General features: G+C 65.1%; 14 protein-coding genes. 5 read left to right on the top strand and 9 right to left on the bottom strand.

The features are described from left to right. Positions 1–11: 11 nt before the first annotated feature. From ASC94_RS29090 to ASC94_RS29080, 3 genes are all read right to left on the bottom strand, one after another. Positions 12–1,313, bottom strand: coding sequence for an NCS2 family permease (locus ASC94_RS29090; protein WP_056404606.1), 1,302 nt, complete (start codon positions 1,311–1,313; stop codon positions 12–14). Positions 1,314–1,436: 123 nt separating this feature from the next. Next, positions 1,437–3,278, bottom strand: coding sequence for an allantoate amidohydrolase (locus tag ASC94_RS29085; protein WP_082616921.1), 1,842 nt, complete (start codon positions 3,276–3,278; stop codon positions 1,437–1,439). A gap of 188 nt (positions 3,279–3,466) precedes the next feature. After that, positions 3,467–4,402 (bottom strand): LysR family transcriptional regulator, encoded by a 936-nt coding sequence (locus ASC94_RS29080; RefSeq protein WP_056404604.1) that lies wholly within the window; start codon positions 4,400–4,402, stop codon positions 3,467–3,469. Positions 4,403–4,705: 303 nt separating this feature from the next. Between ASC94_RS29080 and ASC94_RS29075 the strand changes: the two genes are divergently transcribed. Next, a complete protein-coding gene (locus ASC94_RS29075; RefSeq protein WP_056404602.1) occupies positions 4,706–5,983 on the top strand; it encodes a urate hydroxylase PuuD in 1,278 nt (425 codons plus the stop codon). Between the two features lie 23 nt (positions 5,984–6,006). Then, entirely contained in the window at positions 6,007–7,641 is a 1,635-nt protein-coding gene (gene hutH / locus ASC94_RS29070; protein ID WP_157201640.1) for a histidine ammonia-lyase, read from the top strand. Positions 7,642–7,707: 66 nt separating this feature from the next. Here hutH and ASC94_RS29065 read toward each other — a convergent pair whose 3' ends face one another. Next, positions 7,708–8,205, bottom strand: coding sequence for a hypothetical protein (locus tag ASC94_RS29065; protein ID WP_056404598.1), 498 nt, complete (start codon positions 8,203–8,205; stop codon positions 7,708–7,710). Between the two features lie 146 nt (positions 8,206–8,351). Between ASC94_RS29065 and ASC94_RS29060 the strand changes: the two genes are divergently transcribed. Continuing rightward, a complete protein-coding gene (locus tag ASC94_RS29060) occupies positions 8,352–8,951 on the top strand; it encodes a DUF6624 domain-containing protein (RefSeq protein WP_056404596.1) in 600 nt (199 codons plus the stop codon). A gap of 52 nt (positions 8,952–9,003) precedes the next feature. Here the strand turns inward: ASC94_RS29060 and ASC94_RS29055 are convergent, their stop codons facing one another. The 3 genes from ASC94_RS29055 to ASC94_RS29045 form a co-directional block, all read right to left on the bottom strand. Next, on the bottom strand, positions 9,004–9,567 hold the full coding sequence (locus tag ASC94_RS29055; protein WP_157201639.1) for an N-acetyltransferase: 564 nt from the start codon (positions 9,565–9,567) through the stop codon (positions 9,004–9,006). Beyond that, positions 9,561–10,166 (bottom strand): YdeI family protein, encoded by a 606-nt coding sequence (locus tag ASC94_RS29050; protein WP_056404593.1) that lies wholly within the window; start codon positions 10,164–10,166, stop codon positions 9,561–9,563. Before ASC94_RS29050 ends, ASC94_RS29055 begins: the two co-directional genes overlap by 7 nt. Before the next feature lie 120 nt (positions 10,167–10,286). After that, a complete protein-coding gene (locus tag ASC94_RS29045) occupies positions 10,287–11,108 on the bottom strand; it encodes a hypothetical protein (RefSeq protein WP_056404591.1) in 822 nt (273 codons plus the stop codon). Between the two features lie 153 nt (positions 11,109–11,261). Between ASC94_RS29045 and uraH the strand changes: the two genes are divergently transcribed. Next, positions 11,262–11,615: a hydroxyisourate hydrolase gene (gene uraH, locus ASC94_RS29040; RefSeq protein WP_056404588.1), complete on the top strand. Its 354-nt coding sequence runs from the start codon at positions 11,262–11,264 to the stop codon at positions 11,613–11,615. Here the strand turns inward: uraH and purF are convergent. Next, the gene (gene purF, locus ASC94_RS29035; protein WP_056404586.1) at positions 11,612–13,024 is read right to left on the bottom strand and encodes an amidophosphoribosyltransferase; all 1,413 of its coding nucleotides are present in this window, start codon (positions 13,022–13,024) and stop codon (positions 11,612–11,614) included. The genes uraH and purF overlap by 4 nt on opposite strands. A 184-nt stretch (positions 13,025–13,208) precedes the next feature. Between purF and guaD the strand changes: the two genes are divergently transcribed. Beyond that, positions 13,209–14,522: a guanine deaminase gene (guaD, locus tag ASC94_RS29030; protein ID WP_056404584.1), complete on the top strand. Its 1,314-nt coding sequence runs from the start codon at positions 13,209–13,211 to the stop codon at positions 14,520–14,522. A gap of 101 nt (positions 14,523–14,623) precedes the next feature. On the opposite strand, the gene pyk is transcribed toward guaD, so the two are convergent. Next, complete coding sequence (pyk, locus tag ASC94_RS29025; protein ID WP_056404583.1) at positions 14,624–16,045, bottom strand: pyruvate kinase; 1,422 nt, start codon at positions 16,043–16,045, stop codon at positions 14,624–14,626. Positions 16,046–16,069 lie beyond the last annotated feature (24 nt).

Genomic DNA, 16,069 nt, shown 5'->3' with positions numbered 1-16,069 from the left:
GAACTACTCCTTCAACCAGCGATATAAATAGTCTTGAACAGGAACACGCCGGCGATGCCCCAGATCATGCCGCTGACTTCCTTGTGCTTACCGGTCAGCAGTTTCAGCGCGGCGTAGCTGATGAAGCCCAGCGCCAGGCCGTTGGCGATCGAATAGGTGAATGGCATCACCAGCGCGGTGATCACGGCGGGAATGCTTTCCGTGGTTTCGCTCCAGTTGATTTCGGCCAGTTCGCGCAGCATCAGGCAGGCCACGAAGAACAGGGCGGGGGCGGTGGCGTATGCCGGCACCACGCCGGCCAGCGGCGCGATGAACAGCGCAAGCAGGAACAGCACGGCCACGGTGACGGCGGTGAGGCCGGTGCGGCCCCCTGCCTGCACGCCGGCGGCGCTTTCGATGAAGGCGGTGGTGCTGGAGGTGCCCATCACGGAGCCGGCGATGATGGCGCCTGAGTCGGCCAGCAGGGCCTTGTTCATGGTCGGCGGCAGTTTGCCGTCCTTCATCAGGCCGGCGCGCTGCGCCACGCCCATCAGGGTGCCGGTGGCGTCGAACAGTTCAACCAGGAAGAACACCAGCACCACGTTCAGCAGGCCGTGCGAGATGGCGCCGATGATGTCGAGCTTGAAGACGGTCGGTTCGATCGACGGCGGCATGGACACCACGCCGTTGAAGTGGTTGCCGGCGAAGAAGAAGCTCAGCACCGTCACGGTCATGATGCCGATCAGCAGGGCGCCGGTCACTTTCAGGCGGTCCAGCGCGACGATGACGAGGAAGCCGATGATGGCCAGGATGGGCGCAGGCTCGTGCAGGTTGCCCATGGTGACGAAGGTGGCAGGGCTGGAGACGACGATGCCCGAATTCTTCAGCGAGATCAGCGCCAGGAACAAGCCCACGCCGGCCGGAATCGCGGTGCGCAGCGAAGCGGGGATGGCGTTCATGATCTTCTCGCGCACGCGCAGCAGGCTCACCACCAGGAAGCAGCAGCCGGAGATGAACACCGCGCCCAGCGCCGCCTCCCACGGGAAGCCCATGCCTTTCACGACGCCGTAGGCAAAGTAGGCGTTCAGGCCCATGCCGGGCGCCAGGCCGATAGGGAAGTTGGCGTACAGGCCCATGATCAGGGTGCCGATCGCCGCGGCCACGCAGGTGGCCACAAAGACCGCGTCCTTGGGCATGCCGGCGTCGCCGAGGATGGAGGGGTTGACGAAGATGATGTACGCCATCGTCAGGAAGGTGGTGAGGCCGGCCAGCACCTCGGTGCGAACGTTGCTGCCGTTCTCACTGAGCTTGAAATAGTTATCCAGGAAGTTCATGATGTTTGTCTCGTGTTTAGTTTTTATACGTCCGAAATTCCACTTCTTGCGAGTGGAAAAATATGACGTCCCGCGCTCTGGTTTTTGCGCTGCTTTCTTGTATCGTCGTCTATACGCTCCTTGTCAGCTTATTTGCTGGGGAATATGGGTTATCTGTTTTTCGGTATAGTCCGCATTGCTCCGGGCTGCCGCCCTGGGCCTGGCCTTGAAGTGGCGCAGGAAGTCGAGCAGGATGCGGGCGGCCACGTCGGCGTCGTCGGCGGTCATCGTCTCCAGCGGGTTGTGGGAGATGCCGCCATTGCCGCAGCGGGTGAAGAGCATGGCCACATCGGTAATGCGGGCCATCAGCATGGCGTCGTGGCCGGCGCCGGACGCGAGCTGGAATGCGGGCACGCCGGCCCGTTCGGCGGCGGCTGCAATCTGCTGCATGAGCCAGGGCGCGCAGGGCGCCGAGCTGGCTGAAACGGTACGTTCAACATTGACATCAATGTGGCGTCGTTGACACACTTTTTCGATGCGCGCCAGGATGTCGGCCACCGCCGCGTCGCGCGCGGCGTCGTTGGCGGCGCGGATGTCGAGCGAAAAGGTGCACGCGCCGGGAATTACATTGGTGGAGCCGCCCGGCACCTGCAGCTGGCCCACCGTGCCCACCAGGGCCGATTCCTGCGCGCCCGGCTGATGCGCGCCGCAGCGCTCTTCCACGTACAGCACGATCTCGGCGGCGGCTGCGGCGGCGTCCTTGCGCATGCCCATGGGCGTGGTGCCGGCGTGGCTGGCCACGCCCTTCAGCTCCACCAGGAAGCGGCTGCTGCCCGCGATGGACGTCACCACGCCCACCGGCAGCCCACGGTCAAGCAGCACCGGCCCCTGTTCTATATGCACCTCCACATATCCGAGCAGGTCGGCCGGGTCGCGCGCGATGGCGGCGATGGTGTTGACGTCCTGTCCCGCTTCGGCCAGCACGTCGCGCAGCAGCACGCCGTCGCGGTCGCGCAGGTTCAGCAGGGCAGGGTCGAACTGGCCGATCACCGCGCTGCTGCCCAGGAAGGTGCTTTTGAAGCGCACGCCTTCCTCTTCCGAGAAAGCGATCACTTCAAAGTGGAAGGGCAGCGTTTCGCCGCGTTCGTGCAGCTGCTTGACCACGGCGATGGCGGTGAGGATGCCCTGGCGGCCGTCGTACTTGCCGCCGTTGCGCACCGTGTCGTAGTGCGAGCCGGTGAGCAGGGTGCGCGCTTGCGGGTCGGTGGAGAGGTAGCGTCCCACCACGTTGCCCACGGCGTCGATGTGCGCGTGCATGCCCGCTTCGCGCATCCATTGCGCGATCTGCACCGCCGTGCTGCGGTGGGTTTGCGTCATGTAGGTGCAGGTCAGGCCCTGCGTGTCCTCGCTCAGCGCGCCGAGCTGCTCTGCCCAGGCCATGATGGATTGGCCCATGGCCGGTTCCAGCTGCAGCAGCGCGTTCAGGCGCATTTCGGCGATGCGGTTGATCTGGCGCAGCGCTTCGCGGGTTTCGTCTTCCACCTGGTTGCGCAGGCGGCGGCGGAAGGCGGCAATGATGGCCTGGCGCGTGAGTCCCTGGCCGTCCGGGCCCTTCACGGCAATGATGAAGGGGAAGGTGAACTTGTCGTTATAGGCGGCGTTCAGTTCCTGCAGCGCCGCGAATTCTTCCGGGCTGCACAGGTGCAGGCCGGCCTTGGACTGCTCGCCGGTGGACTCGGGCGTCAGTTCGCCCGTCACCGCAGCCTTGCCTGCCAGTTCCGGGTGGGCACGGATCAGGCCCAGCTGCTCGTCGCGCGTGGCCTCGGCCACCACCTTCTGCAAGGCCAGCTTGAGTGCGTCCACCGTGCGGAACGGGCGCTGCGCGGCGGCGCGCTGCGGGATCCACGGCGAATGTTCGTACAGGCCGTGCAGCGTTGCGCTGAAATCCAGCACGTCGCAGGTGTTCAGTTGCTTCAGAGTCGTCATTGTGCATTCGGGCCGCTGTCGGGGGCGGCCCGCTCCATGTTGGGTGATCTGGGAGGTGGCGATTTGATAATAGAGGTCCGGATGCCGGGACTTATATCGCGCTGCCGATAACGCCTATGCTGTGCGGCGGAACCTGGCGGGTTACGCGCTGCGCGCTAACCCGCCCTACGGCCCGCAGCGGTTCGTCCCTACTTCGCCAGCAGGCGCGCGGCCGTGCTGATCTGGGCGCGCAGCCATTTGTGCTCGGTGGCGTGGTGCGCGCGCTCGTGCCACAGCTGGTAGAAGCGCAGCGGCGGGAACTTCACCGGTACCTTGTACGACTTGAGGCCCAGCGTGTTCTCGTAAAAACTGGCGAACTGCTGGCCCGCCGTCAGCACCAGGTCGGTCTGCGCCACGATGTAGGGCAGCATGCGGAAATGCGCCGACTCCACCACGATGTTGCGCTCCATGTTCTGCTGCTCCAGGAAGGCATCGATGTTGCCGTGGTAGCCGGGCAGGATCAGCGCCGGCGCCGCGTGGGGCAAGGTCAGGTAGTCCTCGATGGTCATGCCGTCCTTCGGCGTGCGGCGCGCATAGGCGCTGTTGGCGCGCATCAGGCACACAATGGGATCGTCGAACAGCTTGGAGATGTGCAGATGGTGCGGCGGTTCGTCCCAGTTGGCCACCACCAGATCCAGTTCGCCATCCGACAGCAGGCGCACGTAGTCGGCGTCCGGCCCCAGCGCATGGATCACCAGGCGGCTCTTGGGCGACTCGCGCCGCACGCGCGCGATCACCTCGGTGAAGAACTGCGTGTTCATATAGTCCGGCGCGGCGATGTGGAAAGTGCGCGCCTCCTCCTGCGGCACAAAGGCCGTCTTGGGGCTGAACAGGCTTTCGGTTTCGTCCAGGATGCGCTTGGCCGGCTTCAGCAGGCTCTCGCCGTGCTGCGTCGGCACCATGCCGCGCCCGCCGCGCACCAGCAGCGGATCGCCCGTCAGCTCGCGCAGTTTGCGCAGCGAGGCGGAGATGGAGGGCTGCGGCTGGTTCAGTTTCAGTGCCACGCGCGAGACGTTTTTCTCGCACAGCAGCAGGTAAAGGATGCGGATCAGGTGGATGTCCAGGTGTTCTGGCAAGCGTGACATAACGGTCTCCCAAGGTTGGATATTTAAACTTATGCATAACAGAGTCGCACATCCGGGCCTGTAACAGCTATAACGCGAATCGTATGCAAGTTATATGTGCAGGCGCAGGATTCGCGCCCGCAAGCCCGCTATCGTTCCACCATCCCGGCGAGAGAGGAGACACTTTCCATGGCCGGGGGCAGGTTGATGGCCACAGGCCATCACGATCGTAGCGGCGGCAGGATAACGATCGTTCCGGAGGTGACAACCTCGCTCATCTGAAGTGCCCGCCAGAGGCAGATGAACAGACTAATTGGAAAATTCATGGAAGCTTTATTCGGATCGTATGGGGTGGAGTGGCTCAATCTCCTGGTACGCTGGCTGCATTTGATCACCGGCATAGCGTGGATTGGCGCTTCGTTTTACTTCGTCTGGCTGGACAACTCGATCCGGCCGCCCAAGCCCGGCAGCCCGCTGGCCAAGGCCGGCGTCTCGGGTGAACTGTGGGCCGTGCACGGCGGCGGTTTCTACAACCCGCAAAAATACCTGGTGGCGCCGGCGGAACTGCCGTCCGACCTGCACTGGTTCAAATGGGAAGCGTATGCGACCTGGCTGAGCGGCTTCGCGATGCTGTTCATCGTCTACTACTTCAACGCCTCGGCGATGATGATCGACAAAAACGTGGCCGACCTGTCGTCCCTGCAAGCCGTGGCCGTGGGCCTGGGCACGCTGGCCGGCGGCTGGATCGTCTACGACCTGCTGTGCAAGTCGCCGCTGGGCGAGAAGCCTGCCGTCCTGGGCTCCGTGCTGTTCGTGCTGATCGTCGCCGCGGCCTATGTGCTGACCCACACGCTGAGCGGCCGCGCCGCCTACATCCACGTCGGCGCCATGATCGGCACCATGATGGTGGGTAACGTGCTGTTCGTGATCATCCCCGGCCAGCGCAAGCTGGTGGAAGCGATGGAGAAGGGCCAGTCGCCCGACCCGATCTACGGCAAGCGCGCCAAGGTGCGCTCGGTGCACAACAACTACTTCACGCTGCCTGTGCTGCTGATCATGATCAGCAACCACTACGCCATGACCTACAGCCACGCCTACAGCTGGCTGATCCTGGGCGCCATCATGGCTGCCGGTGTGCTGATCCGCCACTTCTTCAACCTGCGCCATGCCGGCCGCGTCTCGCTGGGCTTCCCGGTTGCCGGCGTGATCCTGCTGGTGGCTGTGGCGATTGCGATCGCTCCTGCACCGCGCAAGGCAGTTGCAGCGCAGCCGGTAGCGGCAGCGGACGGCCACGGCCACGGCGATGCCGCCGCCGCGCCTACCGCAGCCGACATCGCGCGCTCCGGCCATGACATCGGCGCCGTGCAGCAAGTGGTGACCGCGCGCTGTGCGTCGTGCCACTCGGCCCAGCCTACCCAGGCCGGTTTCGCATCGGCCCCTGGCGGCGTGATGCTCGATACGCCTGAGCAGACCAAGCAGCACGCAGCCAAGATCTACCAGCGCGCCGTGCAGAACAAGGACATGCCGCTGGCGAACATGACGCAAATGACCGACTCCGAGCGCCAGATGATCGGCACCTGGTTCGAGTCCGGCGCGAACTGACCCGCACCCATGAAGGAATGACTATGACTACCGAAACTACCGTTACTATCGACGGCTTCAACCTTACTGCGGAACAGGTGATCGCCGTGGCGCGCGCGCCGCATGCCAAAGTGGAACTGGCCGCATCGTCGCGCGCTGCGCTCAAGGAAAGCCGCGACTACATCGAATCCACCTGGATGCACGATGAAGCGCCGATGATGTACAGCTTTAACACCGGCGTGGGCCTGCTGAAGGACACCCGCATCAAGGTCGAACACATTGAACTGTTCCAGACGCAGCTGATCATGGCGCACAGCGGCGGCATCGGCGAACCGTTCTCGGAAGAGGTGAGCCGCGCCACCATGCTGCTGCGCGCGAACGCCTTTGCCTCCAACTACTCGGCGCCGCGCGTGGAAGTGGTGGACCGGCTGCTGGCCTTCATCAACGCCGGCATCCATCCGATCATGCCGCAGAAGGGCTCCGTCGGCGCGTCCGGCGACCTGGCGCCGCTGGCCTACCTGGCGGCGGCCATCGCCGGCTTCGACGAAGCGGAGGTGATGTACGACGGCAAACGCATGCCGGCGCCAGAGGCCATCACCAAGGCTGAAATCGGCCCGGTGAAATTCGACCTGAAAGCCAAGGATGCATCGGCCCTGATCAATGGCTGCACCGCCTCGCTGGCCGTGGCCGTGCTTGCCACGGACGACGCGCGCAACCTGCTGACCGACGCCTGCCTGGCGCTCGGCCTGACGCTGGAAGCGATGCGCGCCGAAATGGCCGCGTTCGACCCGCGCATCCAACTGGCGCGCCCGCACCCGGGCCAGATCAAGACCGCCAAGGTGGTGCGCAAGCTGCTCAAGGGATCCACCCGCACCACGCACGAAGCGCGCGCCGTGCAGTTCCCGGACGAGCTGCGCCGCACCGACATCCCATACACGGCCCGCATCCAGGACGTGTACTCGCTGCGCTGCACGCCGCAAGTGTACGGCCCGGTGTTCGACGCGCTGGACTACATCGACACCATCGTGCGGAACGAGATCAACTCGGCCACCGACAACCCGCTCATCTTCGGCAAGGACGGCGGCGGTTTCGAGATCATCTCGGGCGGTAATTTCCACGGGCAGTACCTGGCGCAGGCCATGGACCTGCTGGCCATGGCCATCACGGACCTGGGCTCGATCTGCGAGCGCCGCGTGGCGCGCCTGATCGATCCGACCCTGTCGTGGGGCTTGCCGCGCAACCTGATGAGCGGCATCCGCGGCGTGAACACCGGCTACCCGGTGGTGCAATGCTCGCTGAGTTCACTGGTGATGGAAAACCGCACCCTGAGCATGCCGGGCAGCGTGGACAGTATCCCGTCCAAGGGCAACAGCGAAGACCACATCTCCAATTCGACGTGGTGCGCGCGCAAGGCCGCGACGGTGGTGCAGAACACCCAGTACATCATCGGCGTGGAAATGCTGCTGGCCGCGCAAGCGCTGACCATGACGGAAGACCTGCTGCCGGGCTTCAAGCTGGGCGAAGGCACGCAAGCCGCGTACGACGAGATCCGCAAGCAGATCCCGGCGTGCCTGGACGGCGACCGCTGGTTCCACAATGACATCCAGGTCGCCCACTCCTTCGTCACCAGCGGTTCGGTGCGCGGCGCCGTGGTCAGCAAGATCGGCGAGTTCGTCTAAGCCGCAATACGGCAATACGGTAAAACGGTAAAACGGTAAAACGGCAATACCGTAGGGCGGGTTAGGTCAGGGCGCAGCCCTGGCCGTAACCCGCCGTTCCCCCGCAGCCCGCAGCTGCGCCATGACTGCGGCCAGGTCGACGATACGTCCGGCCCGCACCGCATTCACCACCTCCAGCGCCGCCTTCACGGCGGCCGCTGCGATCCTCTCCATCCTGTACGGCAGCACCAGGCGATACCGACCCGGCATGCGCGGCAGCGCGCCGACAAAGCCCACCGTCACCTCGCTGCCCGCGAGGCGCTGCAATTCCAGCGTCACCGCCTGGATCAGGCGCGCCAACTGAAAATGTCCGGCGGGTGCCGCATCGGCATCCACCGGCCCTATGACATTGATCAGCCGCTCCAGGCGCGGCAAATTTCCCAGCACGCCCTTCAGCTTCGCAGCGGTCGAGCGCACGTCGGCCGGAGAGGCGGCAGCGTCGTCCAGTTCAAGTATGCTGAGCAGGCAAGGGCGGTTGGAGTAACGGTTTTGACCGGAGATAAAGCGTTGATCGATGATTTTCATGCATAAACCTTGGAAACTGAAGCAGGCCACATTATGCAAACGCGCACCGCAGTGCCCCATCGGCGCACCCCCTGCCTCCGTGTAAGAGCAGACTGACAAGCGAGGTTGTGGCAATATTGGTTTTCCTTTAACGCCGATTGCTCTCCATGCGACTCGCCGCCGCTATTCTCCTGCTCTGCCAAGCCCCCGCATTCGCGCAGATAAACTGCAACGCGCTGGACGAACGCCTGAACGAGATGGCGAGCGAGGACCAGCGCGTACGCATAGAACACCAGAAGCTGTCCGCTGATGCGAGCGCCACGCGCGACCGGCAGGAAGCCTCCAACCAGCGCTGGGGCCGGATCGACCGCGCCAACACCGCTGCGTTAAAGGAGATACTGGCGGCGTGCGGCTGGCCGCAGGGAGAGCAGGCCAGCCATCACGCCTGGCTGCTTGCGCAGCATGCGGACAAAGACCCGGCATTTCAGAAAACTGCGAAGGACTTGCTGGAAGCGGCGGTCAAGAAAGGCGCAGCTGCGCCGCGCGACCTGGCCTATCTGGCCGACCGCATCGCTGTAGCGGAAGGCAGGCTGCAAGAGTACGGCACACAGTTCACCATGCCCGACCGGTGCACGCTCGCCATACTGCCGGTTGACAGCCGGGACCAGGTCAACCGCCGGCGGCGGGCCGTGGGCCTGCAGAGTATCGAAGAGTACGAGGCGGAAGGCCGCAAACGCCTCATTCCGGCGGATTGCCCAGCGCCCTGACGCGGGCGGCCCCGGTGCTTCCGGTTCAGGCGCGCGGCGGCCGCGTCATGAGCTAGTAATCCGCGCCGGTGACCGGCTCGTGGTACTTCGCTGCCACCTCGTAGCCCTGGCCCCGGTAGAAGGGCAGGCTGCGCCCGTTAAACGTTTCAAGGAAGCTGACGGCGCCCGCGCGGTCGGCTGCTGCGAGACCGTGCGAGAGCAAGCGCGAGCCCAGGCCACCGCTTTGCGCATCCGGCCGGATGCCGGCAATCGACAGATACCAGGCGGACGACAGGCCGTGCGGCGCCAGGTTGGCTTCCATATTGGCGACGATGGCCTGGAAGTTGGCGTAGCCCTGTTCTCCCAGCAGCACGGCCAGCTCCCGCTCGCGCGCAGCGTAGGCGTCCGCTTTGCGCGCCGCGTCGCCAGGCACGCTCCAGATGGCGGCGCCGCTGCCTTCTTCGTCCGCCAGGTCGACGCGGCCGGCCTGCTCGCCCTCGATCAGCGCCAGCTCAACGTAGCGCGGCAGCAGCTGTTTCACGCCGCCGGCAACGCAGACCGTCACGTAAAAAGGATCATCGGCCAGCGCTTCGGCCACGGCGGCGCCGTACAAGGCGCGTCGGATATCAGTCAGCATTTCTCGTATTTCCAGTTGCGGGACTTGCCTTCGGCGATCCATTCTACCGCCTGTTCCAGGCGGCGCAGGCGTGTCGCTTCGGTCTTGGCTTCCTCCATCCACTCCACGTAGTCGCGCTTCTTGCTGGTGGTGAAGGCGTTGAAATGGTCGAGCGCAGGCTGGCGCTGCGCCAGCGCTGCTGTCAGATAGTCCGGCACCGCCAGCTCGCGCGGCACGGCAGGCCTGGCGCGCGCCGGGGCCTTTACGCCCTCGTCGTTCAGCTTCATCGCCTTCCTGATGTAGGACTCCAGCGTCTTTTTCGGCGGCAGGTCCTTGATGGACGTGATCCGGCCGAACTGCCCCATGGCCTCCTTTGTCTTCGTGTCCGCCGCCGCGATCAGCAGCTCGGCCTTCCAGAAGCCGAAAGTGCAGTGCCCCTTGAACGACGCCATGCTGCACAACATGCCGTTGTACTGGAAATGCGGGAAGCTCCACTTCATGGTCTCATCCACATCCGGGCAAGCCGCATGCACGATGGCGCGCAAATGCTCCAGGATGGGCTGCGCGAATTCAGGGGATTTGGCGATATAGGCGTCTATGCGCGGGTCCAGGGTGGGCATGGCGGCTCTCGGTGACTTTCGGTAAGAGCAATATAACCAAGCGTGCGGAGGTAGTCCAGCCCTGGCGGTGCCGTTGGCCAAGCCGGCCCCGCAGGGCCGGCTGGATTGTTGCGGACAAGGTCAGAAGTGATACTCGGCGCGGATCATCGGGGTCTTCGCCGTGGCGCCCGGCACGCTGTGCGGGGTGCCGAACTTGTTGCGCCAGTATTGGTACTCCAGGCCCACGCGCAGCGTGTTCGGCTTCAGGCCGGCGGCGCCGCTCAGGTCATACATCACTTGCGCGTCGAAGTTGATTTCCGGCGCGGTGGGACCGCCGAACTCGTTCTTGCCCTTGTGGCCGATCCAGTTGGTGTAGCCCTCGAACGAGAAGCCCGATTTGCCCAGCGGGATACCCCACGATGCGTTCACCATGGCGTGCGTGTCGTAGCTGTAGCGGCTTTTCACGCCCAGCGGGTGGTTGCTTTCCCAGACCGCCAGCAAGCTCACGTTCAGGAAGCCCGGCACGTCCAGCATCAGCGTCGGACCGGCGACGACCATGTGCTTCTTGGAGTCGTAGCTGTGGTCGTTCTTGGTGTTCCAGTCAAAGCCGGCGGTCAGGCCCAGGCCGCGCACCGGGCCGTACTGGAAGTTCTTGCCGCTCACCTTGCCCAGGTCCAGCGTGTGGCGGTACAGCACATAGGCTTCCTGCGCGTTGGCGTCGTCGCCATCCGAGTTCAGGAAGTCCACGTTGAAGTAATTGCTGCCGTACTTGTAGCCGCTGGCGTGGGTCACGTTCAGGATGTGCTTTTCCAGGTCCTTGGTGTTGTACGGTTCGGCGAAGCGGGTGCCATAGCGGTAGCCGATCGACGTGTCGCTCCAGTCGGCGGCGCTGGCTTGCTGCATGCCCGTGGCGAAGGCCAGGACGGCCACTGCGCCGGCGGCGCCTACTCGAAATGCGTTCATATTGCGTCTCCCTCTTTTATTGTAATGGAGGCCCGATTATGTCCGCCGGGGTCATGGTTGTTATCCACGCCCGCGTATATCTGCCAGTACTGTGCCGTATATGATTTTCATACAGGAGTTCCTGTTTTAACCCTATAAAGAAAGCGAGACACTATGGGCAAGCTGAGTACACACGTTTTGGACATCACGCAGGGCAAGCCTGGCGCAGGCGTACAGGTCAAGCTGTACCGCGTGGACGGCGGCGAGAAAGTGTTGTTAAAGGCAGACACCACCAACCAGGACGGCCGCTGCGAACAGCCTTTGCTGTTCGGTGACGAAGTCCAGATCGGCAAGTACGAACTGGTGTTCGGCGCCGGCGACTACTTCGCCGCGCAAGGCGTGACAATGCCGACCCCGCGCTTCATCGATGAAGTGGTGATCGCCTTCGGCATCGCCGATCCGGGCCAGAACTATCACGTGCCTATCGTGGTGTCGCCCTGGGCCTACTCCACGTATCGCGGTAGCTAAGGCACATCAAAGCACGACGTCTCCAGCTGTTGCAGGGCTGGGGACACGCTGGCGATGGCGGCCTTCAAGGCGGACAAGGACTGGAAAACCAGCGCATCCGCCGTCACGGTCTGGCGCATTGCCTCGCGCGTGCCGCCCATGGCGGCCGGCTTGCGGCGCGCCGGCCAGTCTACGCCGTACACGTCAGGCTTCAGCACCGGCGGCGCAGTAGAGGCCAGCGCCACGTAGCTTGCGCCGGCGTTGCGCGCCAGCTGCACCACCTCGCGGCTGCTCGCGCCGTCCACGATGGCATCTTCCACCAGCAGCAGGCGCTTGCCTTTGAACTCCGCCGCGATGGCGTTCAGCCGCTGGCTCACCGCGCGCCTGGCGGCGCCCGCCGGGAGGTCGAAGCTGCGGCCGGGGTAGCGGTTCTGGATGAAGCCTTCGCGGTAGTCGATGCCAAGCCTGAGCGCCAGCTGGATGGCGGCGGGGCGCGCGATGTCATCCACCGGCATCACCACGTCGATGCCGGCGGTATCGAGCTCGCTGCGCACCTGCTCGGCCAGCAGCTCGCCCAGCTTCAGGCGCGCGGCATAGACCGAGGCGCCGTCGATGATGGAGTCCGGCCTTGCCAGGCTGACGAACTCGAACGCGCTTGGGCGGGAGGCAGGGAGGGGCGCAGCCGCATGCAAAGCGGCCGGCAACCGGCTCGAAGCCAGTGCACCCGCCATGCCGATGAAAATCGCCTCGCCCGGCGCGACGTCGCGCAGCAAGCCAAAGCCCATGCCGTCCAGCGCCACCGATTCGCTGGCCGCCATGTACTCGTCGCCGTTTGGCGCGCTGCGCACGCCGATGCACAGCGGCCGCACGCCTTCGGGATCGCGGAAGGCGAGCAGGCCCTGGCCGGCGATCTGCGCCACGGCCGCGTACGAACCCCGGACCCGCGCCTGCAGCGCCGCCACGGCGGCGAACAGCGCCCCGGCAGAGAAGCCGGCGCCTTTGCTGGCCGCGTGCAGCTCATGGGCCAGCACGTTGAGCAGCACCTCCGCATCGGACGCTGTGTTCATGTGCCGCCGGCCCGCCACGGACAGCTCCGCGCGCAAGGCGTCGCCATTGCTCAGCCAACCGTTGTGCGCCAGCGTGATGCCGAACGGCGCGTTCACATAGAAGGGCTGCGCCTCCTCGTCGCATGAAGGGCCGTATGCCGCGCAGCTGCAATGGCCGATGCCAGCGTTGCCGCGCAGGGAACGCATGTTCCGGGTGCGAAAGGCATCCGTTACCAGGCCGTTCGCCTTGTGCATGGCGAACACGCCCTCGTTGTCGGTAGCGATGCCGGCGGCCTGCTGGCCGCGATGCTGCAGCAGGAGCAGCGCATCGTAGATGGTTTGGTTTGCAGGGGCGTGCGCAAGCACGCCGACGATGCCACACATGGTCGGACTCCTCGAAAATACAGGCGAGACAGTACCGCGCCACGCCGCCGTGCGGGCGGGCGCCGCATGCATAGCGCCCATATCGGGGGCGATATGAATCCGCGCATACCGGGTGATAGCCTCTCATGGCATGTGGTCAGAGTTCGTCTAGCCCTGCCGCCATCCTCCAACTATCAACACAATCATGAACAACAACGAGACAACGCTCAAGGCCTTCCGCGCCAGCATCCTGCACTTCACCGCCGACCCCGCGCTCAGCGACAAGGCCTATAACTGGCACGAAGACGGCCTGCTGGTCATCGACAACGGCCGCGTGCAAGCCGCTGGCGATTACGACCAGCTCAAGAACACGCTGCCGCTGGGCACCCAGGTGCGCGACTACCGCGGCAAGATCATCATGCCGGGCTTCATCGATACCCACATCCACTACCCGCAGACCGACATGATCGCCTCGCCCGCGCCCGGCCTGCTGCCCTGGCTCGACACCTACACCTTCCCGACCGAGCGCCAGTTCAAGGACCCGGCGCACGCGCGCGGCGTCGCTGACTTCTTCCTGGACGAGCTGCTGCGCTGCGGCACCACCACCGCCATGGTCTACTGCACCGTGCATCCCGAATCGGTGGATGCCTTCTTCGGCGCCAGCGAGCAGCGCAACCTGCGCATGGCCGCCGGCAAGGTGATGATGGACCGGAACTGCCCGGACTTCCTGCAGGACACCGCCGAAAGCGGCGCGCGCGACAGCGAAGAGCTGATCAAGCGCTGGCACAACAAGGGCCGCAACATGTACGCGCTCACGCCTCGCTTCGCTCCCACTTCTACCGAAGCGCAGCTGCAGCTGGCGGGCGAACTGGCGCAAGCCTACCCGGACACCTTCGTGCAGACCCACGTGGCCGAGAACACCGACGAAGTGGCCTGGGTCCAGTCCCTGTTCCCGAAGGCGCGCAGCTACCTGGACGTGTATGACAAATACGGCATGCTGCGTCCGCGCTCCATGTACGCGCACTGCATCTGGCTGGACAACGAAGACCGCGCCCGCATGGCAGCCACCGGCGCCGCCGTCTCCATGTGCGCCACTTCCAACCTGTTCCTGGGCAGCGGCCTGTTCGACTTCGCCGGCGCGGACAAGGCCAAGGTCGCGCTGTCGCTGGCCACCGACGTGGGCGGCGGCACCTCCTTCTCCATGCTGCAGACGATGAACGAGACCTACAAGGTAGCGCGCATGGGCGGCACCTACATGCCGGCGCTGCGCATGTTCTACCTGGCCACGCTGGGCGGCGCGCGCAGCATGCAACTGGAAGGCACGATCGGCAACTTCGTTGCCGGCGCCGAGGCCGACTTCATCGTGCTCGATCCGAAAGCCACGCCGCTGCTGGAGCGCCGCAGCACGCGCACCAACAGCCTGGAAGAGCTGCTGTTCGCGCTGGCCCTGCTCGGCGACGACCGCGCCATCAGCGCCACCTACGCCGCAGGCAAGCAAGTCCACCAGCGCGGCGAATAAAGAAAGCCGGCGCAAGCCGGCTTTCCTGAAAAATGGGGTCAGGGTTAATTATTTTTGCAACTAGTTGCAAAAATAATTAACCCTGACCCCATTTTAGGTTCTTACTGTGGCCAGATTTCAGCCAGGCGCAGCAGGTTGGTGGTGCCGGGCTGGCCGAACGGGGTGCCGGCGGCGATGGCGATCTGGTCGCCGGTCTTGACGAAGCCTTCGCGCAGCGCGGTGCGGCATGCCGCGGCCACCATTTCGTCCACGCTGTGCACGTCGGCGCTGACCGTGCTGTGCACGCCCCAGGCCAGCGCCAGGCGGCGCGCCGTGTCGCGGTTCGGGGTGATGCTCACGATGGGCGCGGCGGGCCGCTCGCGTGCGGCGCGCAGGCTGCTGTGGCCGGACGTGGTGTAGGTGACCGTGGCGACCGCGCCCATGATCTGGGTCACGTCGCGCAGCGCGGCGCAGATGGCGTCGCCCTTGGTGGCCAGCGGCGCTTCGTGCTGGGCGTCGATCAGGGCCTGGTAGTAGGGATCGCGCTCGACTTCGCAGATGATGCGGTTCATGATGGCGACCGCCTGCACCGGATAGGCGCCGCTGGCCGATTCGGCCGACAGCATTACCGCGTCCGCGCCTTCATACACGGCGTTGGCTACGTCGGACGCTTCGGCGCGCGTGGGCACGGGGGCGCTGACCATGGATTCGAGCATCTGCGTGGCCACCACCACCGGCTTGCCGTGCTTGCGGCACATGCGCACGATGCGCTTTTGCACGCCGGGCACGCGCTCGGGCGGCAGTTCCACGCCCAGGTCGCCGCGCGCCACCATCACCGCGTCCGAGGCGACGACGATTTCTTCCAGCCGGTCCAGCGCGGCCGGCTTTTCCAGCTTGGACAGCACGCCGGCGCGGCCGTTGACGATGGCTTGCGCTTCCTTCACGTCTTCCGGGCGCTGCACGAAGGACAGCGCGATCCAGTCCACGCCCAGTTCGAGCGCGAATTCCAGGTCCTGCCTGTCCTTGACGGTCAGCGCGGGGATCGGCAGCACGGCGTCCGGGACGTTCACGCCCTTGCGGTCGGACAGCACGCCGCTGTTGACCACGCGGGTGCGGATGGCCGTGGCGTCGCTGGCCAGCACTTCCAGGCGGATCTTGCCGTCGTCGAGCAGCAGCGACTGGCCGGCGGTGACGGCGGCGAACAGTTCGGGATGCGGCAGGCATACGCGCGTGGCGTCGCCCTGGTCCGGGTTCTGGTCGAGCACGAATTCGGCGCCGGCCTGTACGTTCACCTTGCCGCCGCTGAACTGGCCAATGCGCAGCTTGGGGCCTTGCAGGTCGGCCAGGATGGCGATCGGCCGGCCCAGTTCCTGTTCGATGTCGCGCACGATGCCGTGGCGGCGCTGGTGGTCGGCGTGGCTGCCGTGGCTGAAGTTGAAGCGGAATACGTCCGCACCGGCTTCGAACAGCGCCTTGATGGTGCTGCGTTCGGAGCTGGCTGGGCCCAGGGTGGCCACTATTTTGGCTTTGCGTTCACGGCGCATGGTTGGTCTCTTTTATTGTGGGTA

It is taken from the genome of Massilia sp. Root418, from assembly GCF_001425265.1.
In the GTDB taxonomy this organism is placed as follows: domain Bacteria; phylum Pseudomonadota; class Gammaproteobacteria; order Burkholderiales; family Burkholderiaceae_D; genus Rugamonas.
The sequence above is the reverse complement of the archived record's forward strand: the minus strand, read 5'-3'. Positions and strand labels throughout refer to the sequence as shown.